Raw genomic sequence first — 23970 nt, 5'->3', positions numbered from 1 at the left:
AGTCTATGCACGCCACTGGTGGCTTACCTCACGATGTGATCTGCGACTCGTACCGACGTGCGGATTCGTTACAGAAGTATCGATTCAGTGATGCCCTTGATCCACCAACAGCACCCGATCTGATTTGGCCCGATCGGGTTACATGGGGTAGAAGCCGCGCGAAGTGGCGGCTGTGATCAGACACAGTGCGTCGTCGATGTCCCGCCGGTCTACGCAGACCGGCCACCTCGTGGCTTGAGCGGCCAGCCCGCTAGTCCACGCAGGAGAACGAACCCGCCTCGTCCACGGAGCCGGTCCCGTCGTAGCGCGGCCACGTGGGGAACTCGCACAACGGACGGGTGCGCTGCCTCGCGTCGGGGTTCACGTCGGTAACGACCTCGTCGTGCGGGGCGTGACCGCCCTCGACCCAGCGCTGCAGCGCCCCGAGCGAATCCCACCCCGCTGCGAACGCCGCGTTGGCGTTGGCGTGATCGGCGCCCGGCACGAGGTAGAGGCGCGAGAAGTCCTCCACCGCCTCCGCACCCATCGCCGACATCATTCGCTGGTAATAGTCGATCGTGGAACGGTGACTGACCAGCTGGTCGGCGGTGCCGTGCACGAGTAGGAGCTTTCCGCCCCGCCGGGCGAACGGCCGCAGGTCGACCTCGTTCACGTCCTGAAGTGCGGTGAGTTCACTGATGCGCTCCCGCCACGGCCCCGGCCTCGTCGGATCGAGCCCGAGCGAACCGAAGTCCGGGTCACGGGTGACGAAGTGACGCACCCACTGGTCCCAGAACTGCGCGCCGTACGCCGCGTCGGTGGGCATCGGTTCGGCAGGGGCGGTGGTGCCGAACCCGAGGACTCCGGCGTTCATGTTCGCCCCGGACAACACCGGGAACCCGGGGTAACCGGTCTCGCCGCTCGCTACCGGGTAACCGAACTCGAGCGGGCTCGAGATCGCTCGTGCGGCCTCGATCTGCGCCGGAGTGAGACAGCCTTCGCCGTCACCGGACTCGCAGCGCAGTACCTTCGGATCGAAGTCACAGCCCACCGCGTCACTGATCACACCGTCGGTGGCCCCGTCGAGGCCGTCACACGCTCGCACGACGGAGTCGTACAACAATGCCTGGTCACGCTCGTCAAGGAAGGCCTCCGGAGCGGCGAGGGCGCGCGCCATGTGCCCGAAGAACAGGTCGAGACTCGCCGCGTTCCACGCCGGATAGGCCGAGATCACCCCGTCGAAGTCACCCGGCCAGCGCTGCGCCACGGCCAGGCCCTCGCGGCCGCCGGTGGATCCGCCCGCGAAGTACGACCGATCCGGCTTGACCCGGTAGTGCTGACGCAGCAAGTACATCGCGGCGTCCCGAGTCTTCTTGAGCGCGTCGCCGGCGAAGTTGCGGAGCGCCTCGTCGTTCACGCCGAACGAGCCGTCCAGCGACGGCGTCGGCTCGTGGTCGGGCGCCGCCTGATGGCCCGAGTCGGACGCGAACGTCGCGAAGCCGGACGCGAGCGGCCCGGCGTCGCCGGGCGGCCCGAACGGCAACGTGCCCTCCACCGCGGGAACCGTGCCGTTGTAGCCGCCTCCGCCGAACATCAGAGCACGGTGGTTCCACTCCGACGGCAACGCGAGCTCGAACACGATGTCCGGAGCCGACGGGTCGACCGGGTGGATCGCCCCTGTCACGCGACAGTGCTCGCCGATCGGCCCGGAGGCCGCAACCGTTCTCGCGTCGAGGACCTCGCCGCCGGACGTGGGCAGCCCCATCACCCGCCCGGGAACAGCGACCTCGCGTAGGTCCTCGCAGCGCGGCGGGTCGGCGGCGCCGGTCGCGGGAACCGACATCGCCACTGCCAGCACGAGCCCGATCGTCGTCGTCCGTCCCGCTCGCATGCCGCGCTCCCGTCATCATCGGATCGACCGAACGTAGGTCGATCACGAGACGCAAAGCTACGTTGCGTCGCCGCATAGTTACCCATCTGTTCGTGTGTCTCGGCCACACCTCGCCGTCGGACTACGTTCGCAGCGCAAGAGCGGGTTCTCAGCGCCTCTTCGCGAGGACAGCGATTTCGTTGCGTGGGGTCGCTACTCGAGGGATCGATCCCGCAGCCAGGAGGGCGCTGAGGTTCCGCTACGGAACCACCGAGAAACCTTCTGACACGAGTTCTTGAGCCGACGCGGGGGTCCAGGCGCAGGACGGCATGGTCCGGTCACTCACGCCTTGTGCGAGGCTCGCAAGCGTGACCGAGCACGAAGCCCCCGGTGAGCAGCCCGAATTCACCGCGCGCGCGGTGAATCACGGGCGGCGACTACTCGACCGGGCGGTCGCGGGCGTACCGCAGGACGAGAGTCCGCTCCGGCACGTCGAACACATTCCGCCGCGTCCGGCCCGGCACGCGAACTGGCCCGACTGGGCGCCCGAGAACGTCGTGCAGACACTTCGCGGGCAGGGCGTCGAGCACCCGTGGACCCACCAGGTCGACGGCGCGGAGCGCGCCCGCGCAGGCGAGAACGTCGTCGTCGCCACCGGTACCGCGTCCGGGAAGTCGATGGTCTACCAGCTCCCGGTACTCGCGGCCCTGCAGGACGACAGCCGCGCGACGGCGCTGTACCTGTCCCCGACCAAGGCACTCGGCGCCGACCAGCTGCGCGCGGTGGAACTCTTCGGGGTTCCCGGCGTGCGAGCGGCGAGCTACGACGGCGACACCCCGCACGCGGAGCGCGACTGGGTGCGCGCGCACGCTCGGTGGATCTTCACGAACCCGGACATGCTGCACCACGGTGTCCTGCCGAGGCACTCCCGGTGGGCGCGGTTCTTCCGGCGGCTGCGCTACGTCGTCGTCGACGAGTGCCACTCGTATCGGGGCCTGTTCGGCTCGCACGTCGCGTTGTTGCTGCGCCGGCTACGGCGGATCGCCCAACACTACGGAGCGGACCCGGTGTTCGTGTTCGCCTCCGCCACCGTCTCCGATCCGGCGGCCCTGGGCGAACGACTCCTCGGCGCGCAGTGCCAGGCGATCACCGACGACGGCTCACCCCGTGGGGCACGCACCGTCGCACTGTGGGAACCGCCGCTGCTGGACGACATCGTCGGGGAGAACGAAGCGCCGATCCGACGTTCCGCCGGGGCCGAGACCGCGCGCATCATGACCGAGCTGGTCATCGAGAACGCCCGCATGCTCGCCTTCGTCCGGTCCCGTCGGGGCGTGGAGGTCGCGGCACTGACCGCCCGGCGCGCGCTGTCAGACGTCGCCCCGGAACTTCCGGAACGGGTCGCGGCGTACCGGGGCGGCTACCTGCCCGAGGATCGGCGGGCGCTGGAACGTGACCTGATGTCCGGCGAGCTGCTGGCCGTGGCCACCACGAACGCGCTCGAACTCGGCGTCGACATCGCGGGACTGGACGCGGTCGTCGTCGCGGGTTACCCCGGGACACTCGCCTCGTTCTGGCAGCAGGCGGGACGAGCGGGTCGGGAAGGCGAAGGGGCGCTGGTGATCTTCGTCGCCCGCGACGACCCCCTGGACACCTACCTCGTGCATCACCCACCCGCCGTGCTGGACCGCCCTGTCGAAGCGACAGTGCTGGACCCGACGAACCCCTACGTCCTCGAACCACATCTCGCCTGCGCGGCGTCCGAACTTCCGGTGACCGAGGAATGCCTGCGCGATTTCGGCGGCGACGCCGCACGGCAGGCGGTGGAGGCGCTGACCGGCGAAGGCGTGCTGCGGCGGCGACCACGCGGCTGGTACTGGACCTCCCGCGAACGTCCACATCAGACGGTGGAGATTCGCGGTTCCGGCGGCAAACAGGTCGCCGTCGTCGAGGCCGACTCCGGGCGGATGCTCGGTACCGTCGATCCCGAGTCGGCGCACGGCACCGTGCATCCGGGCGCGCTGTATCTGCACCAGGGCGAGTCCTACGTGGTCGACGAACTCGACCTGGAACACGGGATCGCGCTGGTACACGCGGACAATCCCGAGTGGACGACCTCACCCCGCGAAGTGATCGACATCGCGGTCCTGCGGACCGAGGAGAAGGTGCAACCCGGGCCGGGCGTCACGTTCTGCCTCGGCGAAGTGGAGGTCACTTCGCAGGTGGTCGGCTATCTACGCCGACTGCCGTCCGGTGAAGTCCTCGACCAGGTTCCGCTGGACCTTCCCACACGCACGTTGGTGACGCGGTCGGTCTGGTACACGGTCGGCGACGAGTTGCTCGCCGGCAACGCACCGGGGGGCGCCGGGCTGGATCCGGCGCGCATCCCCGGTGCGCTGCATGCTGCCGAGCACGCGGCGATCGGCCTGCTACCGCTGTTCGCGACGTGCGACCGCTGGGACATCGGCGGCGTGTCGACCGCGCTGCACGAGGACACCGGGGAGGCGACGGTGTTCGTGCACGACGGTCACCCGGGGGGAGCCGGATTCGCCGATCGCGGCTATGCCGCGCTGATCCCGTGGTTGGACGCGACGCGGGAAGCGATCGCTTCCTGCGAGTGCCCGGCCGGCTGCCCGTCCTGCGTCCAGTCGCCGAAGTGCGGCAACGGAAACGAACCGCTGGACAAGGCGGGGGCGGTGGCTGTTCTCGATGCCGTGCGAGCCGCTGGTGGCGCGATCGACTGACCGGCAGGGCTCATCGAACCGTCGCCAGGAGGGGCGGTACACCGGATCAGGAATCCGGTGGCCGGGGCGACGGTTCGCCTCGCGACGGGAGGAGTCGACGAGGGGCCCGGGGCGCGGTGCCGGCCGGGTCGACACAGTAGCGGTTCGCACGGCGCCGTCAGTGTCCTGCGGCGACGAGATCGGCCACGTCGTGGGAGTCGTGCAGTCCCGCCCGCAGGGCTTCCTGCACCAGCTCGGGACGGGGCAGGCGCCATGCGCACACCTCGGGTTTCACCCTCCAGTGCACGAGGCCCTGCGGGTAGGTGGTCGGTGGCATCGGAACCCAGCTTCCGCTGCTGTGCAGCCTGATCCCGGTGGCGTCGCCGAGTTCCTCGCACAGCGTCTGGCCGCCTTCGGTGAGGAAGTACCAGCGACCGTCCGGTGTGGACACGATCGGCGCGGGGAACCCACCCGCCCGCAACACCGAGGCCGTGCGCCTGCCGAGGCCCGAGTCGACCTCGATCGCCTCGACCCTCGAGCCGGTGGCGAGCAGCAGGCTGTACGGCTGGTGTTCGGACCAGCAGGCCGCCGCGTCGTCCGGGTTCAGGACGAGCCGGTCCTCCCAGCCGGTGTGCACCGGCGCCGGGCCGTGCGGCTCGCTGCCGCTGCGTCCGGCCCACCGGCCTTCCGCCGGGTAGGTCCCGGGAAGCACCGGCCACCCACGGGCAGCCAAGCCGATGGCCTGGACCCGGAGTTCGATCCGGAAGGCACTGTGCCACTGGCCCGAAGACCACTGCCACCCGTCCGACGACCACTCCATTGTTCGTCCGCCTCCTTGCGGTTGATCCGGTCGTTGTCTCGGTCGATCAACCGTTCGGGGGCGGCTGATCGAGCGTGCTCTCTGGTGCTCCCCACCCCCGGGCGGCGCCGTTGCCGACCGGGGGGTTCGCATGAGCTTTCGCTCACACCACTACTGAACGCCACCCCACCCGGACGGGACCAGGGGCTGTCGACAACCGGTCGATCAGTGGCGACGAGCGCCCCGGCAGCACACCGAGGAGCTGAAAGATCATCCTGACGAGCGGTCGATCAGGCACCCTTCACCTCCGTCGTTGGCGCCCCAGACGAGGCCCGCCCACCTCTCACCGAACTCCGCCGACCGCTCGTCGTGCGTGTGCGCGCTCGGCGGCCCACTCCGCGATCACCCGAAGTTGTCGATCTCGACCCCTGCCGTCCCTTCCTCACGCTGGGCCGGCTCGAGCTCGACCGGACGACGAGGCGAAACCGGCGAGGACACCGGCCGGTTCGGCGCGGGTCCGGATCCACGCTTGCCAACCGTGGACTGAGCACGAGGTGACCGACACGTCCATTCCCCGTGCGACCCGTCCCGCCGTCGCACACGCGAGGTCACCACCACGATCGATGTGCGCGGCGGCGGCGAGCGCGGCCAGATCGGCGGCCCCCTCCGCACGGTGCCTGCTCAGCACCGCCGCGCCGAGCTGCAGTCCGAAGGTGAGCAGCAGGAGAAGCGCCAGCACGACGCCCGCGGCCTGCAGGGTGGCCGCACCACGGTCCCGGTTCACGAGACCGACTCCGGCACCTCGACACCCGGTTCGAGTACCGCGAGCGCTCGCGCGCGGCACCACTGTTCCGGCACGACGAGCCCGAAGGGCTTCGCGTTGACCTCTGTCGTGACCATGGCGCCTCGGACGCTCACCGTCAGCGACGCACCAGCTGGGCCCAGTTCAGTAACCGCGTCGTGTGCCAGCCGAGCGTCACCCCGCGCCACCAGACGAGCCGCCTCGATCGCGGCGTCGGCGCTGCGCACGTGACCGAGCGCGAGACCGAATGCGCCGAGCACGAGCACGGCGACGACCACGATCGAACACGTGGCGAACGCCGCCTCGACGGTCACCGCGCCCCGATCCGGCTCGTCGGAGACCGTCGGCTCGGGCGGCATCAGAACTCACCCGCCAAGGCACGATCCACCAACGAGGTCAGTGCCGCCGTGACGGACTCACTCGTGACGACGGTGTACAACAGCATTCCGAACGCTGCGGCGGCCACCGTCCCGATCGCGTACTCGGCCGTACTCATCCCGTCGTCACCGTCGAGCAGAGCGCGAAGGCGCCGCGAGAGCGCGGCCGGAATCCCGCACGCGACGTGGAGCACCGAGGCGAGAGACACAGACAGAAACATGACGAACTCCTCTTCCACACAGGGACAATCCACAATCGAGCGATTTCGGTGCTCACCAGGTAGCGGTGAGCTTGGCGACCATGCCGACGACCACCGGCAGCACGCCGAGGCACAGGAACGCCGGCAGGAAGCACAATCCGAGCGGCGCGGCGACCCACACCGACGCCCGCTGCACCCGGGTGTGCGCGTGCTCACCGGCAGCCGCTCGCGCACGCTGTGCCGAACCCGCTGCGGCCTCGGCGAGTCCGCCGCCGGAGCGGGCGGTTCGTTTCGCGGCGCGAGCCAATTCCGCGGTGTCCGGATGCGCGAGCGCGGGCTCCCATGCCGTGGCCGCGTCGGCACCCAACGCCGTGGCACGCGCCGTTTCTCGAAGGAGCCGTGCCGGCGGCCCACGTAGTTCTTCGGCGACCGCGTGCAACGTGGCGGGCAGCGCGAGACCCGCTCGCAGTGTCGCGGCGAGCAGGTCCCACCCCGCGGCGAGATCCACCGGATCGCACTGCTCCGGCGCTCTCCGGAACACGGGCGGCCTCGGGATCCACGGAGTCGAACGTGAGCGCCTGCCCTCGCCGCAAATCCGCCGGCGAGCGAGCGCTCCCGGGCACAACAACAGCGCGATTGCCAGACACAGCAACGACATCGGCAACCGGCCGTGCCCGGCCACCGATGTGATCCACCCGAGGACCATCAGCCTCGCACCGCCGTTCCGGTGATCCGCGCCGTCCACAACAAGCCCGCACCGAGCAGCGCCACCCCCGCCACCAACAGCACTTGGCCGAGTACGTGCTCCCGGAGTACCGCGACGGCACCCGCCCCGCTCGCCTCACCGAGTGCGATTCCGAGTACCGGAAGCACGGCCAACACTCCCGCCGTGGCTCGAGGTCCCGCCATTCGCGACTCCACGTCCCGGTGCACGGCGGTTCGGTGATCGAGGTCGCGCCGGACGGAGTCGAGCAGGTCCGCCAAGGCGAGCCCGTGCCGCTCGGCGAGCGCCCACGCCCGTGCGACCCGCGCCCACGCTCGGGCCAACGGACCGCTCGTGTCGCGCGCGGCATCGGCGACGGAGCCGCCCAGGCGGACCGTGGCGGCCATTTTTCGGAGCACGTCGGCGATCTCGGGCGCTGCGTCCTCGGCTGCGCCGTCCGCCGCGGCGGCAGGATGCCCTCCCGCTCGCAGCTCGGCGACCACGACCCGCAGGGCGGCGGCCAGCGATGCCAGTTGGTCTCCACTCGCCCGACGCTTGCGATGCGCCACGACGACGCGCTGTCCCAGCACGATCGCGAGCACCGCCGCGAGAAGCCCGCCCAGGCCTGCCGCGAGCCATCCGATCGCCGCGGCACCCGGGATCGCCACCACGCGGCCAGGTCGGAGACGGGAGAACGACAGACGCTTCGCCGTTCGGCGAGGTAGTCGACGAGCGGCACCGGTGGGCGGCCAGAGTGCGACCGCTGCCGCGAGGACGGTGAGAGCTCCTGCCGCCATCGTGGGCATCACGCACCACCCCGTTGTTCGAGCAGCTCGGCGAGTCTCTCCCACCCGGGCTCCCAGCCCGCGATCGCGCACCACGCCGGAGCGACCTCGACCCGGTCGCCGCCGCGCCGTAGCACGCCGATCGCCGCGAGGTGCCTGCCCCGCCGGGACGTTCTGCGCATGTGCAGCACGAGATGCACCGCCGCCGAGAGTTGGCTGTGCAAGGCGTCGCGGTGCAAACCGCCGACCGCGGCGAGTGCTTCCATGCGCGCAGGGACTTCCGTCGGCGAGTTCGCGTGCACCGTGCCGCAACCGCCCTCGTGGCCGGTGTTCAATGCGGCGAGCAGGTCGCAGACCTCCGCGCCGCGCACCTCGCCGACGACGATTCGGTCCGGCCGCATCCGCAAGGCCTGTCGCACCAGGTCCCGCGTCGTCACCTCGCCCGCACCCTCCACATTGGGCGGTCGCGTGACGAGCCGGACCACGTGCGGATGCGCAGGATGAAGTTCCCCCGCTTCCTCGACGCAGGTGATGCGCTCGTCCTCCGGCACCTCGCCGAGTAAAGCCGCGAGCATCGTCGTCTTGCCTGCACCCGTCCCACCCGAGACCAGGAACGCGAGCCGGGCGGCGACGATTCGCCGCAACATGTCTGCCGTCGCCTCGTCGAACGTGCCGAGTCGCCGCAGCGCGTCGAGGTCGTGCGCAGCGGGGCGCAGGACCCGCAACGACAAACAGGTGCCCTGCGCGGCCACCGGCGACAGCACCGCGTGCATCCGGACAGCACTGGATCCGGTCCGTGGGAGCCAGGCGTCGACCCACGGCTGAGCATCGTCGAGCCTGCGCCCCGCTGAGAGCGCGAGCCGCTGCGCGAGGCGGCGTACCGCGTCGTCGTCGGAGAACACCACGTCGGACCGTTCCAGCCCGGAACCCCGGTCCACCCACACGGCGTCCGCCCCGGTGACGAGGACGTCCGTGACGGTCTCGTCACGCAGCGACGATTCGAGCGCGCCGGCACCGAGGAATTCCGTCTGCAGCCGGCGCAGCGCAGCGAGCACGTCCGAATCCCCGACGACGCCGCCTGCTTCCTCGCGCACCGCGGTCGCCACTGCCGCGGCTGTGAGCGGCTCGTCGCGCTCGACCAGACGTGCGCGCACCCTGTCCACGAGCTCGGCCTTCATGCCGCACCGTCCCGTCGCAGCTCCCCCGCCGCGCTCACAGCGGTGAGCTCGGCGAGCACCTCCCGCGCGCCTCGAGCGAGCGGGCCTCGGCCCGCGAACCGGGTTCCGCCGAGACCGGATCTGTCGAGCGCGACCGGCAAAGCCGGATTCGAGCGGATCGTGGTGAGCACGTCGAGTCCCACGGCGCGGCCGACGTCCGTGGACGTCAGACCGCTGCGTGCGGGGCCGCGCACGACGGCCCGGCTCGAGCCGAGGTTTCCGGCGAGCGACCGGACGACCTGTGCCGTGGCGGCGCACGCACGCACCTCGGCGGGGACGACGACCACGGAGAGGTCGCAGTGCCGCAATCCGACGTTCGTGAGCTCACCGACCGTGCGGGGCAGGTCGCACACGACCGTGTCGTACACGCGACGAGCCGCGGTGACGACAGCGTCGACGGCGCCGGCGCCGAGATCCGGCGGCGCACCGTCGTCGCGATCACCCGCGAGCACCGACAGCGTTCCCGCGCCGAATCGGCGACCGGGGAGCGCTTCGGCCAGTGCCGACGCGGCGATTCGCCCGCCGCTGACGGTCAGACCGGACCAGCGGAGCCCGTCGGCTTCCTCGGTCCCCACCGCGAGGTCGAGTCCACCTCCGCAGGGGTCGCCGTCGAGGAGTAGGCAGCGGTCCCCACGCTGGGCGGCGGCGAGCGCGGCGGCTGCCGCCAGCACCGACGCTCCCGCACCACCGCAACCTCCGAGCACGCCGAGCACTTCGGCGCGGTGCGGCCCGGAGCACTCGACGGTGCCCGCCAACCGGTCCACGAGTTCGGCGTCGTCGTCCGGCAGCGCGAGTGTGTGTTCGGCCCCGACGCGGAAGGCCGCTCTCCAGAAGTCCGTGTCGTCCGAGGTGTGTAGGAGGAGCACCCCCGGTCTGCGCGGTAACGCGAGTTCGACGCACCGTGCGGCGGCGGCCGCGTCGAGCACGACGGCGGGAGCCGTTCTCCAGTACTCGCCCACCTCGGAGGGATCGGCGACGCGCTGCAACCCGCATCCCGCGACGGCGGCGAGCCGTTGGATTTCCTCGGAGAGCGGGACGTCGGTAGTGATCAGCAGTGGCTGCGGGGTAGCGGACACGCGTTTCTCCTCGTGCGGCACGGATAAGCGGGCGGGACGCGAGTGGTACTGCACGGACTCGCCGCACCAGCGGCAGAAGTTCGTTGAAATCAGTACGGAATGGTGCGGTGCGATCTGTTCTTCCACAGTGGCCCGTCCACACACCCCGCGACAGGGCCTTGTCGAGATCTGTGGACAACTCGGCGACCTGTGGACAAACCCGCACACACGAATCACTCGGACAGGGTGAATTCATGCCACACCGAGGGAAAACAGAAAAGCGAATCCTATTCGCAAGTCTCACCCAGGAGAAAAGACGACCCCCGCCAGGGGGGAGGGGCGGGGGTCGTCGTCGGTTCAGCTCCGGGGGGTTGAGCTGAACCGGCCCGGAAGAACCGGGCATCCCCAGTCTATCGTCCTGCCACCACCACGTGCGCCCCGTCCATTCGACGGAATGTCGCGTCGAGAACGGCGCCTCGACGTTCCGGAGATCGGCGCAAGGTCAAGAAATCGATCCCACTTGACGGAAGAAGCACTGCCCCATTCTTCCGTGTCGTGGTGCTCCGTTCGGCGCTCCCCGGAACGACGAACCGCGAGAACACCCGAGCCGCCGGTCGCCGACTCCGCGAGGTTCTGGCCGAACAGGGGCGCACACCTCGTATGCTGGCCGGGTGACAGAGCCTGCGAAGCGCTCGGACGCCGAGCCACGGTCGGCTGACGCGCCCCGCGTGGCGGCGTTCTTCGACCTCGACAAGACGGTCATCGCGAAATCGAGCACGCTCGCGTTCAGTCGGCCCTTCTTCCAGGAGGGCCTGATCAACCGGCGTGCGGTCCTCAAGAGCGCCTACGCGCAGTTCATGTTCATGCTGGCGGGCGCCGACGCCGACCAGATGGACCGGATGCGGGCGCACATCAGCTCGCTGTGCACGGGCTGGGACGTCGACCAGGTCAACGCGGTGGTCGAGGAAACACTGCACGACATCGTCGACCCGCTCGTCTACGAGGAGGCGACACAGCTCATCGCCGAGCACAAGGAACAGGGCCACGACATCGTCGTGCTCTCCGCTTCCGGCGAGGAGGTCGTCGCTCCGATCGGCAAGCTGCTCGGCGCGACCCATGCGGCAGGTACCCGGATGGTGATGGCCGACGGCCGCTACACGGGCGACATCGAGTTCTACTGCTCGGCGGAGAACAAGGCGGAGGTAGCCAGGGAACTCGCACGCAAGCACGGGTACGACCTCGCCCAGTGCCACGCCTACTCGGACTCCATCACCGACATGCCCCTGTTGGAGTCGGTGGGGCACCCGACCGCCGTCAACCCGGATCGGGGCCTGCGCAGGGAAGCCGCGCAACGCGGCTGGGCCTCGCTCGGCTTCGACCATCCGGTCTCGTTGCGGGCGCGGATCCCCACTCCGTCCGGGACTGCCGTCACCGCGGCGGCGGTGAGTGTCGGTGCGGTCGCCGCGGCCGGAGCGGCCTGGTTCGGCGTGCGGCACTGGCGTCGCCGGAACTGATCGACCTCGAGCGGGGACTTGAGGCTCATCCGAAGCGTTTTCGCTGACCAGCGCGCTGTAGGCTCTGAAACGGTGCACCCGGTCGGGCGCTTGCCGTGACCTCGGTCACTGGGCTACAAAAGAGGTGCGGACTCCTTACCAGCCAGGAACGTTGCGGAGGAGAAGCAGCGTTCCCCCTGGAGAGGACTCCGTGCGTGAGCACGGGACACCCACGCGCAGCCGCCGCGGGAGGCTTGTCGTCCACCAGGGTTGCGTGCCGGGACGCCGGACGCCTAGCTCAAAAGTTACGACAGATGTTGCACGCTTGGTAACCCGCCGGCTCACGCGCAGGGCGGCGCCCACCGACACCAGTCGGCGGGCGCCGCTCACATGTGTGCGGACTTCACCGAGCAGCGCCCGCGGATCCGGAGAAAACGGACCGTTGACCGGCGGCGGCCGTGTGAGTAACTTCCGAAACGTCGATTTTTTCGGTGAATGACTGTCAAAACCGCTCGGCCGGAACCTGGAGCGCCATCGGGGTCCGGTCCGCGCCCGAGGAGGCACCGTGGGCCGAACCCGCTTGACCCGCCGCGTGGTGGCCGCAGCCGTCAGCGCGTTGACCGTGACCACGCTGGGTGTCACGAGCGGAGCGGGCTCCGCCGACCCGGCACCCCCCGCACCGGGAACACCCGCCGACGAGGCCGCCGCGCGCCAGTGGGCCGAGCGGACCGTGCAACGGATGCCGCTGAAGGACAAGGTCGGGCAACTGTTCGTCGCCTACACCTACGGCCGCACCGCCGACACGCCGCACCCGCAGAACCGGGAGGAGTTCGGCGTCGACACCCCCGCGCAGGTCGTGGAGAAGTACCGCATCGGGGGAATGATCCACTTCTCGTGGACTGACAGCCTCTACGACCCACGGCAGATCGCCGAGCACTCCAACGGGTTGCAGCAGGCCGCGACCAGCACCGGCTCCGAGATCCCGCTACTGATCTCCACCGACCAGGAGCAGGGCGCGGTCACCCGGGTCCCCGAACCCGCGACGCAGCTTCCGGGCAGCATGGCGCTCGGCTCCGGCCGGTCGCTCGAGGACGGTGCGCAGGCTGCCGCGATCACCGGCTCCGAACTGCGGGCGATGGGCATCAACCAGAACTTCGCCCCCAGCGGGGACGTCAACGTCAACCCGGAGAATCCCGTGATCGGAGTGCGGTCGTTCTCCTCCGACCCGCAGCTCGCGGCGAAGTTCACCGGGGAGCAGGTCAAGGGCTACGAGCAGGGCGCGGACCAGAGCCGCACCGTCTCGTCGTCGGTGAAGCACTTCCCCGGCCACGGGGACACCAATCAGGACAGTCACGAGTCGCTGCCGGTCATCGACCACGACCGCGAGCAGTGGGAGCGACTCGACGCGCCGCCGTTCCGCGAGGCGATCGCGCAGGGCGCCGACAGCGTGATGAGCGCACACATCGTGGTCCCCAAGCTCGACGACTCGGGTGAGCCGTCGACGCTGTCGCCGACGGTGCTCACCGGGATGCTGCGGGAGGAACTCGGCTTCGACGGCGTGATCGTCACCGACTCGCTGCAAATGGAAGGGGTTCGCACCAAGCACCCGGACTCCGAGATTCCGGTGCTCGCGCTGCAGGCCGGGGCGGACCAGATGCTCATGCCGCAGAATCTCCAGGTCGCCATCGACGGCGTCATGGGCGCATTGCGCGACGGGCGGCTCACCGAGGAGCGGATCGACCGCAGCGTCGAGCGGATCCTGGCGATGAAGGCCGAGCGTGGCATCGTCAACGACCCGTTCGTCGACGTGGACGAGGCAGCCGAGTTCGTCGGCAATCCGCAACACAAGGCCCACGCGCAGGAGATCACCGACCGCACGGTCAACGCGCTGCGCAACGACGCGGGTCTGCTGCCGCTCAACGACAAGCCGGGCCGGATGCTCGTGACGGGCTGGGGCGAGGACACCACGGCCACGCTCGCGGACCGGATCAGCGCCCGTGGCCCGGAAACCACCGCACTCCCGACCGGTGACGCTCCCACACCGGAGCAGATCGAGCAGGCGGTCGCGGCGGCGAAGGAGCACGATGTCGCCGTGGTGTTGACCAACGAGGCGTGGACCGAGGAGAAGGCCGCACAGAACGACCTCGTCCGAGCGTTGCAGGAGTCGGGAACACCGGTGATCGGCGTCCCCGTCCGCGACCCGTACGACGCCGCGTACGTACCGGAGGTCCCGACCTGGATCGCGACCTACTCGCACAAGGCGGTGTCGATGGAGTCGTTGACGAAGGCGTTGTTCGGCGAGATCTCGCCGACAGGAAAGCTACCGGTTCCGGTGCCCGACCCGAACAATCCCGGCGCCGAGGCGTACCCGTTCGGCCACGGCGTGAGTTGGTGAGGTCGCGATGAGCGGAGTGAATCGCAGGGCATTTCTCGGCGGGACCGGGGCCGCGCTCGTCGGTGTCGGCGCCGCCGGCTCCGCGCACGCGATGGCGGCCCCTGCCCCGCAGGAACCCACGCTGACCGGCGCCGACGTGCTCGCCGCCGAGGGCTGGCAGCGGCTGTCCGGTCGCAGGCTCGGCGTGATCACCAACCCGACCGGTGTGCTCTCGACCGGTCCACGCGCGCTGCACCACGTCGTCGACGCGATGCACACCTCGGAGGTGGTGGAGATCGCCGCCGTGTTCGGGCCCGAACACGGGTTCCGGGGTACGGCGCAGGCGGGTGGCTCGGAGGGCGACTACGCCGATCCGCGCACGGGACTGCCCGTCTACGACGCTTACGGTGCGGACGCCGAGAAGCTGGCAGGCATGTTCGCCAAGGCCGGTGTCGAACAGATCGTGTTCGACATCGCCGACGTCGGCGCCCGGTTCTACACCTACATCTGGACGATGTGGACGGCGATGCGCGCGGCGAAACGGACCGGGCTCGGCGTCGTCGTGCTCGACCGGCCGAACCCGATCGGGGGCACGGTCGACGGGCCGATGCTCGACCCGGCGTTCAGTTCCGGCATCGGCGAGCTGCCGATCGTGCAACAGCACGGAATGACGGCCGGTGAGCTGGCGCGGCTGTTCGACGCGGTACATCTGCCGGAGGCCGAGGGCGGCAGCCTGGAACAGCTCGACGTGATCGAGGTTCGGGGTTGGTCGCGGGACGACATGTTCTCCGCGACCGGTTTGCCGTGGGTGACGCCGAGCCCGAACATGCCGACCCCGGATACCGCCGCGCTGTACCCGGGCACCGGGCTGTTCGAGGGGACGCTGCTCTCGGAGGGGCGGGGCACGACGCGACCGTTCGAGATCATCGGCGCGCCGGGCATCGACTGGCGCTGGGCCGACGAGATCAACGCCGCCGGGCTGCGTGGCGTGCGAGCACGCGAGACCTACTTCGTCCCGACGTTCTCGAAGCATGCCGAGCAGACCTGCGGGGGCGTCCAACTGCACCGCTGGGAGCAGGCGCGCCCGATCACGGTGGCGGTGACGATGCTGGTCACCGCCCGGCGGTTGTATCCGGACGTGTTCGGGTGGCGTCCGGACATGATGATCGACAAACTCGCGGGCACCGATCGTCTCCGCACCATGATCGACTCGGGTGCCGGGACGGACGAGGTCGTGGGCTCGTGGGAAGGCGAGGTCGCCGAGTTCCGACGGTTGCGGCAACCCCATCTGATCTACGGCTGAGCCGATCATTTGTGCTGATCACGTGGCTATCGGCACACATTCGGCGGTGGACGACGCGGACGGCGGCCCGTAGGTTTCGGACACAGATCCGAGCGGAGTCGAGTTCTCGGAGGCCGGTAGGGCGCGAGGAGTGCCCCGGGAGGTAGCGATGCGGAGAACGATCCTGCTCGGTGCGCTGCTCACGGTCGTCACGCTGACCAGCGGCTCGGCGACCGCGAGCGGTCCGGACGACGACGTCGAGGGCCGCTTCGACCGGCCGCAGCAGGGCTTCGCCCCCGCGAGCACCGTCCTTCGCCCGGGTGATCCGAGCGAGGTCGGCCTGGACCGCAGGCCGATCGACGCCGCACTGCAGGAGATCGTCGCGGGCACCGAGGCGGCACCCGGCCGCGAGCACCCGATGTACGCGGGCGCGGTGAGCCTGCTCGCCCACGACGGAGTGGTGGTGAGCCAGGAAGCCACCGGCCACGCAGTGCGCTACGCCGACGGCACCGGAACCGAGCTGCCGCCCGGGCAGCAGGAACGGGCCGGTATCGGCACCATATTCGACGTCGCCTCGATCACGAAGTTGTTCACCTCGATCGCGGTGCTGCAGTTGGTCGAAAGCGACGACGTCGAGCTCAACGCCCCGGTCGCGAAGTACATCCCCGAGTTCGCGGCGCAGGGCAAGCAGTCGATCACGGTGGAGCAGCTGCTCACCCACACTTCGGGGCTGCAGGCCGAGGTGAAACTGTGGAAACTGCCGCCCGAGGAACGCATTCCGTTCGTGCTGGGCCTGAAGCCGGAGAACCCGCCAGGCACCACCTACACCTACTCCGACCCGAACATGATCACGCTGGGTGTACTGGTGGAACGGGTGTCGGGTTCGACGCTCGACGAGCGGGTGCGCACGGAGATCACCGAGCCGCTCGGGCTGCGCGACACCGGGTTCAACCCGCCGGCATCGAAGCAGCACCGGATCGCGGCCACCGAGTTTCAGCAGGATCCGCCGCGCGGCATGGTTCGCGGCGAGGTACACGACGAGAACGCATGGTCGCTCGGCGGTGTGGCCGGGCAGGCTGGCATTTTCAGCACCGTCCGCGACCTGGCGATTTTGGGCCAGACTCTGCTCAACGGCGGAGGCTACGGCGAGCAGCGGATCCTCGAACCGGCCTCCGTCGAGATGATGCTGGACAACTACAACGAGAACTTCCCCGGCGACGATCACGGGCTCGGGTTCGAGCTGAACCAGCGCTGGTACATGGGCGGCCTGAGTGGCCCCCGCACCGCCGGGCACACCGGGTACACCGGCACGTCGTTGGTGCTCGACCCGGCATCGCGGTCGGTCGCGGTGCTGCTGACGAACCGGGTCCACCCGTCGCGGCTGTGGGGTTCGAACAATCCGGCGCGGGTCGCGTTGGCACAGGGACTCGCGGAGTCGCTGGCGGTGCCGCCGAAGAGCGGCAGGGACTCGTGGTTCGCCGACGCCCGCGACGAGGCGACGCTGACCACCGACGAGTTCCGGACGGTGGACGGGGTCGCGCGGGTGTCGTTCTCCGCGTTCGTGGACAGCCAGAACGACACCGGTGGCGTCGACCCGCTCACCGTGGAGGCCACAGCCGACGGCGGGCAGACATGGCGACCGCTGACGCTGACCGCGACCGGGAAGGGCGCAGCACCCGGGCCGCAGACGTCGCTGGCGGGTTCGGGCCACCGCGCGTGGTGGCAGGTGGAGGCGTCCTTCCGCACGGAGAACGACCCGGCCATCCAGCTGCGGTGGCGCTACGCTCCGGATCAGCAGTACGTGGGCCGGGGCGTGCACGTCGACGAGATCCGGGTCGCCGACGAGAGCGGCGAGTTGCTGGACGCCGAGCGCAACCCGGAACGCCTCACTCCCGATGGGTGGCGCACGACCGATCGCTGAGCGGGCATCTGGGAACGTGGGTGGGTGGTCCAGTACCGCTGCCCTGCCGCAGCTGGGCACGTGTGAGGCGTGCCCCACGGGCACAACCGCCAGTTCCCCCAGCCCTCTGAGCGGTCGGAGCGTCCTTGCCTCCGCGGTGAGATGTCACAGCACCTTGCAACCCGTTGACCGACTGCGTCCGTCTTGTGATGGGAATCCACCGAGGTGGCGCTAGGGTGGTGTGTCGGGCGCACGCGACCCTGCTATCAGGAATTGACCGAAGAAGTCACCCGTTAGTAAGTTTCCCACATGGCCACTGCCGCTGACACTCCTTCCCAGCGCGACTCGGCGAGCACCGGGTCGAGCCCGCTGGTGCAGATCCGGTCGCTGCTGCCCGGACTCGCCCGCGCCGAGCAGCGCGTGGCGAACATCGTCCTCGACGATCCCGCGTCCATCTCGCGCCGCAGCATCACCGACGTCGCCGAGGCCGCGGGCACCAGCGAAACGACCGTGACGCGGTTCTGCAAGGCCATCGGCGTCGGTGGGTACCCCGATCTGCGCATCGCGCTCGCCGCCGACACCGCCCGCACCTCACCGCGCGATCGCGACCTCGGCGGCGACATCGGCCCGGACGACGACATCGCCAGGATCATCGAGAAGATCTCCTACGCCGACGCCAAGGCGGTCGAGGAGACCGCCGGTCAGCTCGACGCGGAAATTCTCGAGCGGCTAGTCGACGCGGTGGCCGACGCCCGCCGTATCGACGTCTACGGTGTCGGCGCGAGCGCCTTCGTCGCCTTCGACCTGCAACAGAAGCTGCACCGCATCGGCCTCACCTGCTTCGCATGGTCGGACACGCACACCGCACTCACCTCCGCGGCACTGTTGCGCGAAGGAGACGTGGCGCTCGGCATCTCGCACACCGGGGCGACGACGGAGACCGTCGAGTCGCTGCGTCAGGCGCGGCAACGCGGTGCGACCACGGCGGTCGTCACGAACTTCAGCCGCTCACCGGTCACCGAGGTCGCCGATCACGTGCTGACCACCGCCGCGCGCGAGACGACGTACCGGTCCGGAGCGACGGCCAGCCGCATCGCCCAGCTCACCGTCGTCGACTGCCTGTTCATCGGCGTCGCACAACGTCACCTCGAGCAGACCAGGACAGCGCTCGAAGCCACCTACGAGGCCGTCGCCGAACACCGGATGGGCACCCGGACCGATCGCCGCAGGCAGAAGGAGGAGGTGCGATGACCAGCGACACCAGCGAGACGGTGCGCGTCGACGCCCCCACCGAACGCACGAACAGCAACACCGAGAACATCGACCTGCTGCCCACGGTGGAGATCCTGCGGGTGCTCAACGCCGAGGACCGCACCGTGCCGGAAGCCGTGAGCCACGTGCTGCCGGAACTGGCGAAAGCCGTCGACCTCGCGGTGGGGGCGCTGCGTTCCGGCGGGCGCGTGCACTACGTCGGCGCGGGCACCTCCGGGCGACTGGCCGTGCTCGACGCCGCCGAACTGGTACCCACATACAACGTGCCGCCGAACTGGTTCGTCGCCCACCAGGCGGGGGGCTCCCAGGCGTTCCGGGAAGCCGTGGAGAACGCCGAGGACGATTCCGCCTCGGGCGCCTCCTCCATCAAGGCCGAGGCCACCGGCGCGGACCTCGTGTTCGGCCTGACCGCCTCCGGCCGCACCCCGTACGTCATGGGCGCCCTCGCGGCGGCGCGAGGGCTCGGCGCGGCGACCGCGCTGGTCTCGGCGAACCCGGAGGCCGAGCCGGACGCGAACGCCGACGTCACGATCGCCGTCGATACGGGACCGGAGCCGGTCACCGGCTCGACTCGGATGAAGGCGGGCACCGCGCAGAAGCTGATCCTCACGTCGTTCTCGACGGCGGTGATGATCCGGCTCGGCAGGACGTACTCGAACCTCATGGTGAGCATGGTCGCCACGAACGCGAAGCTGCGCGGCCGCACCATCAGCATCCTGCGCCAGGCCACCGACGCCGACGAGGACACCTGCGAACGCGCCCTCTCCGAGGCGGGCGGAGACCTCAAGTCCGCGCTGGTGCATCTGCTCACCGGCGTGGACGTGGAGCGCGCGGCGGCGGCACTCGCGGTCACCGACGGCCACGTCCGCGACGCCCTCCGCAGCCTCGACCGCTGAGGCAGCAGCGAGATGTTGGTGCGAACGGCACTTTCGCCTCGTCTCGTGGGGCGAGAGTGCCGTTCGCACCACCACTTCCGAACCCCGCACCTGGTGCGAACGGCACTTTCGCCTCGTGTGCTGAGGCGAAAGTGCCGTTCGCCTCGTCAGCGGAGGGTGGTGGCGAGGGTGCGGTAGGCCTCGGTCACGCGGTCCCAGAACGGTTCGGCGTGGAGGTCGATCGCGACCAGAGCGTTGTGGGTCTCGGGCTGGGCGCCGAAGTTCGTGACGGTCATGCCCGTCGTGAACTCGCCGCGGGTCTCGACGTCGACCCGCGCGGGCACGGTGTCGATCAGCGACGGATCGAGCACGTAGGCCACCGCGCACGCGTCGTGGATCGGCGGCCCCTCCTGCGTGCGGTATTGGACCGACCGCCCGTAGAAGTCCAATCCCGGGGTGAGGACCTCTCGCTCCAACCGGCCGAGGTCGGTGAACCGCTCGCGCACCGAACCGGTCGCGCGCGCCTGCCGGGTGAGGTCGAGTCCGACCATCACCGGTGTCCACCCGGCACCGAAGACCACCGCGGCGGCCTCCGGGTCCGCGTAGACGTTGAATTCGGCCATCGTCGTCGTGTTGCCCGACGACGTACTGCCCGCCGACGGGCCGGCGCCGCCGTACGCACCGCCCATGAGCACGAACTCCCGCACCCACTCGGTCAGGCGCGGTTCCTTGTGCAAGGCGAGGGCGACGTTGGTCAGCGGCCCGATCGCGACGAGGCTGATCTCGCCGGGCGCGGCGGCGACCGTGTCGATGATGGTGTCCACCGCGTGTCGCCCGGTGAGACAGGTACCCGCGCCCGGCAGTGCGATATCGCCGAGCCCGCGCGCACCGTGGATCTCGGGCGCGGTGTGGGGCGACCGGGCGAGTGGCCGTCCGGCTCCCCGGGAGACCGGCACGTCCATGCCGTAGTACTCGGCCAGGTCGAGCGCGTTCGCCGTGGTGTGCTCGAGCGGGACGTTGCCGCCGACGGTCGTCACCGCGACGACGTCCAGTTCCGAGCGGCCGTGCGCGAACGCGAGCGCGAGCGCGTCGTCGATACCGGGATCGCAGTCGATGAGCAGTTTCTTCGGCATGTCACGACTCCTGGACGGCGTCGGCGATGGACGCGGCCTCCCGCGCACCGGCCTCCAGCGCGGTGCAGCAGTGCACGATCCACGCGGCGACCGCGTCCGGCTCGCCGGTGCCGAAACCCTCGACGGCCGCGTGGTAGTCGGCCTGCCGCCGGAAGTAGGCGACCTCCGGCACCACGAGCCCCTTCGGGTCGAGACCGGTACCGATGACGCTCAACCGGGCCGCCGCGCGCGCGATGACCCCGTTGGCCTCCTCGAACGGCGCCAGCGTGAGCAGTTCACCGTGCACGACCGCCGCCAGCACCGGGCCGGGAACCGTGCCCTGGCCGGGTCCGTGCGCGTCGGCGACGATCCCCGCGAGCAGGTCCAACCGTCCCGACACGACCTCGGACGTCCTCGGCCGCCCCAGCTGGTCGCTGTCCTCGCCGACGAGATCCGCCGCCGCGAGCACGTGCAGGCGCGCCAACGCCTGCAACGGTGCTCGCTGCCAGGTCGGTAGCAGCGGGCCGATCGCCTCGGCGACCCGGAGCGAACCCGCCAACAGCGGGTCGGAAACCTCGCCGCTGTCCGGAATCTCGGTCGCTCCCCCGGCGACCGCGGCCGAGGCACGCGCCGCGCGCACCGAGGCTTCAGCGGCCGTCGCGGGCCAGCCGCGACGGTTCGCCGGATGGCTGTGGACCTCGTCGATGGCGGCTCGCGCGGACGCCACGGCGTCCCGCACTCCGGACAGCTCCAACAACGGGAGCAGCGACTCCTGCGCATTCACGAGGCGTGACGCTACCTGTCGCATGGTCGGGTGCCGCCGCCCAGTTCCGTGCGAGCCCGATCACACGAAGCGGGTCGCGGCCCGGACATTCCTACCGATCCGGAATTCGACCACCCGCCGACGCCCACGAATGGTCTGAACCGCGGCGCGCCACACCTGTCGGAGCGAGCCGAATCGCACTACCGTCTGAGCCAACGGCCGGGAACCGGCCGACGACACCCCGTGATGACCAGTCAGGAGGTCCGCAGCGATGACTCAGCCCGACGGGCAGAGCAACACCTTGGACAACCTGCTTTCGGAGAGCAGGACGTTTCCGCCGAGTGCCGAGTTCGCGGCTCGGGCCAACGCGTCGGCGGAGTTGTATGCCGAGGCCGAGGCCGATCGTGAGGCGTTCTGGGACAAGCAGGCCGAACGGTTGACGTGGGCGACGAAGTGGAACCAGACGCTGGACTGGTCACAGGCGCCGTTCGCGAAGTGGTTCGTCGGGGGCGAGCTCAACGTCGCCTACAACTGTGTGGACCGCCATGTCGAGGCGGGCAACGGGGACCGGGTCGCGATTCACTGGGAGGGTGAACCCGGGGATTCCCGCGCGATCACCTACGCCGAGCTGCAGCGGGAGGTCTCCAAGACCGCCAACGCGTTGGCCGAACTCGGTGTCGGCGCCGGGGACCGGGTCGCGATCTACCTGCCGATGCTGCCCGAGGCCGTGTTCTCCATGCTGGCCTGCGCCCGCCTGGGCGCGCTGCACAGCGTGGTCTTCGGCGGCTTCTCCTCCGAGGCGCTGCGCTCGCGGATCAACGACGCCGAGGCGAAGGTCGCCATCACCTGCGACGGCCAGTACCGGCGCGGCAAGGCGCATCCGTTGAAGGCCAATGTGGACGAAGCGGTCGCGGGCACTCCCAGCATCGAACACGTGCTGGTGGTCAACCGCACCGGCATCGACGTCGACTGGCACGACGGCCGCGACCTGTGGTGGCACGAGACCGTCGACAAGCAGTCCGACCAGCACACTCCCGAAGCGTTCGACTCCGAACACCCGCTGTTCATCCTCTACACCTCGGGCACGACAGGGAAACCGAAGGGAATCCTGCACACCTCCGGCGGCTTTCTGACCCAGGCCGCCTACACCCACCACCACGTCTTCGACCTCAAGCCCGAGTCGGACGTGTACTGGTGCACCGCCGACATCGGCTGGGTCACCGGACACACCTACATCGTCTACGGCCCGCTGGCCAACGGCGCGACCCAGGTCGTCTACGAAGGCACCCCCAACGCTCCCCACGAGGGCAGGCACTGGGAGATCGTGCAGAAGTACGGCGTCAGCCTCTACTACACCGCCCCCACAACCATCCGCACCTTCATGAAGTGGGGCGCCGAGATCCCGGCCCAGTACGACCTGTCGACACTGCGCGTGCTGGGGTCGGTCGGCGAACCGATCAACCCCGAGGCCTGGATGTGGTACCGGGAGCACATCGGCGGCGGCACCACCCCGATCGTGGACACGTGGTGGCAGACCGAGACGGGCGCGATCATGATCTCGCCGCTGCCCGGGGTCACCCACGCCAAACCCGGCTCCGCACAGGTTCCGCTGCCCGGCATCTCCGCCAAGGTCGTCGATGACAACGGCAACGACGTCGGACCCGGCGGTGGGGGACTCCTCGTCCTCGACAAGCCGTGGCCCGCGATGCTGCGCGGGATCTGGGGCGACGACGAGCGCTACCGGGACACCTACTGGTCGCGCTTCGCCGACCTCGGTTACTACTTCGCCGGTGACGGCGCCAAGTACGACACCGACGGCGACCTGTGGCTGCTCGGGCGGGTCGACGACGTCATGAACGTCTCCGGTCACCGGATCTCGACCACCGAGGTCGAGTCCGCCCTCGTCTCGCACCCCACGGTCGCCGAAGCGGCCGTGGTCGGGGCCGACGATCCCACCACCGGCCAAGGCATCGTCGCTTTCGTCATCCTCCGCGGCGGTAGCTCCGCCGACGCCGGGGGCGACGAGGCGATGGCCACCCTCCGCGAGCACGTCAGCAAGGAGATCGGCCCCATCGCCAAACCACGGCAGATCATGGTCGTGGCCGAACTCCCCAAGACGCGGTCCGGAAAGATCATGCGCCGGCTGCTGCGCGACGTGGCGGAGAACCGCGAGATCGGCGACGTCTCCACTCTCGCCGACTCGTCGGTCATGGACATGATCTCCGCCGGGCTCAACAAGGGCACCGACGAGTAGGAGCGGAGGTCATGCGCGGAGTGATCTCGGGAGGGGTCCCGTAGCGGAACCTCACCTCGCGGGAGATGGCTGACGCCGTTCGCCTGACGACTTCAACCCGCGCAACCTCTCAAGTTCACAATCCCACGTCAGTGG

Annotated in this window: 19 protein-coding genes; 8 read left to right on the top strand and 11 right to left on the bottom strand. The window is 69.9% G+C overall.

Annotated elements, in window-relative coordinates:
• Positions 1-250: 250 nt before the first annotated feature.
• Positions 251-1870, bottom strand: a complete 1620-nt coding sequence (locus GIY23_RS01515; protein ID WP_154075018.1) for a tannase/feruloyl esterase family alpha/beta hydrolase — start codon at positions 1868-1870, stop codon at positions 251-253.
• A 308-nt stretch (positions 1871-2178) separates the two neighbouring features.
• Here GIY23_RS01515 and GIY23_RS01510 point away from each other — a divergent pair, with 308 nt between their 5' ends.
• Entirely contained in the window at positions 2179-4593 is a 2415-nt protein-coding gene (locus GIY23_RS01510) for a DEAD/DEAH box helicase (protein WP_154075017.1), read from the top strand.
• Between the two features lie 157 nt (positions 4594-4750).
• Here GIY23_RS01510 and GIY23_RS01505 read toward each other — a convergent pair whose 3' ends face one another.
• The 8 genes from GIY23_RS01505 to ssd form a co-directional block, all read right to left on the bottom strand.
• Positions 4751-5392, bottom strand: coding sequence for a bifunctional DNA primase/polymerase (locus GIY23_RS01505; protein ID WP_154075016.1), 642 nt, complete (start codon positions 5390-5392; stop codon positions 4751-4753).
• 421 nt (positions 5393-5813) lie between these two features.
• On the bottom strand, positions 5814-6155 hold the full coding sequence (locus GIY23_RS01500; protein ID WP_187351987.1) for an Rv3654c family TadE-like protein: 342 nt from the start codon (positions 6153-6155) through the stop codon (positions 5814-5816).
• On the bottom strand, positions 6152-6532 hold the full coding sequence (locus tag GIY23_RS01495) for a TadE family type IV pilus minor pilin (RefSeq protein WP_154075014.1): 381 nt from the start codon (positions 6530-6532) through the stop codon (positions 6152-6154). Before GIY23_RS01495 ends, GIY23_RS01500 begins: the two co-directional genes overlap by 4 nt.
• Complete coding sequence (locus GIY23_RS01490; protein ID WP_154075013.1) at positions 6532-6771, bottom strand: DUF4244 domain-containing protein; 240 nt, start codon at positions 6769-6771, stop codon at positions 6532-6534. The genes GIY23_RS01495 and GIY23_RS01490 overlap by 1 nt, the downstream gene beginning before the upstream one ends.
• A 52-nt stretch (positions 6772-6823) precedes the next feature.
• Positions 6824-7291 (bottom strand): type II secretion system F family protein, encoded by a 468-nt coding sequence (locus GIY23_RS01485; RefSeq protein WP_228717488.1) that lies wholly within the window; start codon positions 7289-7291, stop codon positions 6824-6826.
• A 164-nt stretch (positions 7292-7455) separates the two neighbouring features.
• On the bottom strand, positions 7456-8259 hold the full coding sequence (locus tag GIY23_RS01480; protein WP_228717487.1) for a type II secretion system F family protein: 804 nt from the start codon (positions 8257-8259) through the stop codon (positions 7456-7458).
• Positions 8259-9416 (bottom strand): TadA family conjugal transfer-associated ATPase, encoded by a 1158-nt coding sequence (locus GIY23_RS01475; protein WP_154075012.1) that lies wholly within the window; start codon positions 9414-9416, stop codon positions 8259-8261. The genes GIY23_RS01480 and GIY23_RS01475 overlap by 1 nt, the downstream gene beginning before the upstream one ends.
• Positions 9413-10531 (bottom strand): septum site-determining protein Ssd, encoded by a 1119-nt coding sequence (gene ssd, locus GIY23_RS01470; RefSeq protein WP_154075011.1) that lies wholly within the window; start codon positions 10529-10531, stop codon positions 9413-9415. The genes GIY23_RS01475 and ssd overlap by 4 nt, the downstream gene beginning before the upstream one ends.
• Positions 10532-11181: 650 nt before the next feature.
• Here ssd and GIY23_RS01465 point away from each other — a divergent pair.
• From GIY23_RS01465 to murQ, 6 genes are all read left to right on the top strand, one after another.
• Positions 11182-12024 (top strand): HAD family hydrolase, encoded by an 843-nt coding sequence (locus GIY23_RS01465; protein WP_154075010.1) that lies wholly within the window; start codon positions 11182-11184, stop codon positions 12022-12024.
• 544 nt (positions 12025-12568) lie between these two features.
• Complete coding sequence (locus GIY23_RS01460) at positions 12569-14398, top strand: glycoside hydrolase family 3 protein (RefSeq protein ID WP_187351985.1); 1830 nt, start codon at positions 12569-12571, stop codon at positions 14396-14398.
• A 7-nt stretch (positions 14399-14405) separates the two neighbouring features.
• Positions 14406-15680 carry an exo-beta-N-acetylmuramidase NamZ family protein gene (locus GIY23_RS01455; protein WP_154075009.1) on the top strand — a complete coding sequence of 425 codons (1275 nt, stop codon included), beginning with the start codon at positions 14406-14408 and terminating at the stop codon, positions 15678-15680.
• A gap of 148 nt (positions 15681-15828) precedes the next feature.
• Positions 15829-17580: a serine hydrolase domain-containing protein gene (locus GIY23_RS01450; RefSeq protein WP_154075008.1), complete on the top strand. Its 1752-nt coding sequence runs from the start codon at positions 15829-15831 to the stop codon at positions 17578-17580.
• A gap of 288 nt (positions 17581-17868) precedes the next feature.
• Positions 17869-18810 (top strand): MurR/RpiR family transcriptional regulator, encoded by a 942-nt coding sequence (locus tag GIY23_RS01445; protein WP_154075007.1) that lies wholly within the window; start codon positions 17869-17871, stop codon positions 18808-18810.
• Complete coding sequence (murQ, locus tag GIY23_RS01440) at positions 18807-19727, top strand: N-acetylmuramic acid 6-phosphate etherase (protein WP_154075006.1); 921 nt, start codon at positions 18807-18809, stop codon at positions 19725-19727. The genes GIY23_RS01445 and murQ overlap by 4 nt, the downstream gene beginning before the upstream one ends.
• A 146-nt stretch (positions 19728-19873) precedes the next feature.
• Here murQ and GIY23_RS01435 read toward each other — a convergent pair whose 3' ends face one another.
• Together GIY23_RS01435 and GIY23_RS01430 are read right to left on the bottom strand one after the other, a co-directional pair.
• Positions 19874-20839 carry a nucleoside hydrolase gene (locus GIY23_RS01435; RefSeq protein ID WP_154075005.1) on the bottom strand — a complete coding sequence of 322 codons (966 nt, stop codon included), beginning with the start codon at positions 20837-20839 and terminating at the stop codon, positions 19874-19876.
• A 1-nt stretch (position 20840) separates the two neighbouring features.
• A complete protein-coding gene (locus GIY23_RS01430; RefSeq protein ID WP_187351984.1) occupies positions 20841-21626 on the bottom strand; it encodes a Fic family protein in 786 nt (261 codons plus the stop codon).
• A gap of 226 nt (positions 21627-21852) precedes the next feature.
• Here GIY23_RS01430 and acs point away from each other — a divergent pair, with 226 nt between their 5' ends.
• The gene (acs, locus tag GIY23_RS01425) at positions 21853-23835 is read left to right on the top strand and encodes an acetate--CoA ligase (RefSeq protein ID WP_154075003.1); all 1983 of its coding nucleotides are present in this window, start codon (positions 21853-21855) and stop codon (positions 23833-23835) included.
• Positions 23836-23970 lie beyond the last annotated feature (135 nt).

The sequence above is a fragment of the Allosaccharopolyspora coralli genome, assembly GCF_009664835.1.
GTDB classification, from domain to species: domain Bacteria; phylum Actinomycetota; class Actinomycetes; order Mycobacteriales; family Pseudonocardiaceae; genus Allosaccharopolyspora; species Allosaccharopolyspora coralli.
This window is presented reverse-complemented; position numbering and strand designations above follow the sequence as displayed.

Bases quoted from the DNA above. Each gene is read 5' to 3' on its own strand.
- GIY23_RS01515 (WP_154075018.1), bottom strand. From the start codon at position 1,870: ATGCGAGCGGGACGGACGACGACGATCGGGCTCGTGCTGGCAGTGGCG.
- GIY23_RS01510 (WP_154075017.1), top strand. From the start codon at position 2,179: ATGGTCCGGTCACTCACGCCTTGTGCGAGGCTCGCAAGCGTGACCGAG.
- GIY23_RS01505 (WP_154075016.1), bottom strand. From the start codon at position 5,392: ATGGAGTGGTCGTCGGACGGGTGGCAGTGGTCTTCGGGCCAGTGGCAC.
- GIY23_RS01495 (WP_154075014.1), bottom strand. From the start codon at position 6,532: ATGCCGCCCGAGCCGACGGTCTCCGACGAGCCGGATCGGGGCGCGGTG.
- GIY23_RS01490 (WP_154075013.1), bottom strand. From the start codon at position 6,771: ATGTTTCTGTCTGTGTCTCTCGCCTCGGTGCTCCACGTCGCGTGCGGG.
- GIY23_RS01480 (WP_228717487.1), bottom strand. From the start codon at position 8,259: ATGCCCACGATGGCGGCAGGAGCTCTCACCGTCCTCGCGGCAGCGGTC.
- GIY23_RS01475 (WP_154075012.1), bottom strand. From the start codon at position 9,416: ATGAAGGCCGAGCTCGTGGACAGGGTGCGCGCACGTCTGGTCGAGCGC.
- GIY23_RS01455 (WP_154075009.1), top strand. From the start codon at position 14,406: ATGAGCGGAGTGAATCGCAGGGCATTTCTCGGCGGGACCGGGGCCGCG.
- GIY23_RS01450 (WP_154075008.1), top strand. From the start codon at position 15,829: ATGCGGAGAACGATCCTGCTCGGTGCGCTGCTCACGGTCGTCACGCTG.
- GIY23_RS01445 (WP_154075007.1), top strand. From the start codon at position 17,869: ATGGCCACTGCCGCTGACACTCCTTCCCAGCGCGACTCGGCGAGCACC.
- murQ (WP_154075006.1), top strand. From the start codon at position 18,807: ATGACCAGCGACACCAGCGAGACGGTGCGCGTCGACGCCCCCACCGAA.
- GIY23_RS01435 (WP_154075005.1), bottom strand. From the start codon at position 20,839: ATGCCGAAGAAACTGCTCATCGACTGCGATCCCGGTATCGACGACGCG.
- GIY23_RS01430 (WP_187351984.1), bottom strand. From the start codon at position 21,626: ATGCGACAGGTAGCGTCACGCCTCGTGAATGCGCAGGAGTCGCTGCTC.
- acs (WP_154075003.1), top strand. From the start codon at position 21,853: ATGACTCAGCCCGACGGGCAGAGCAACACCTTGGACAACCTGCTTTCG.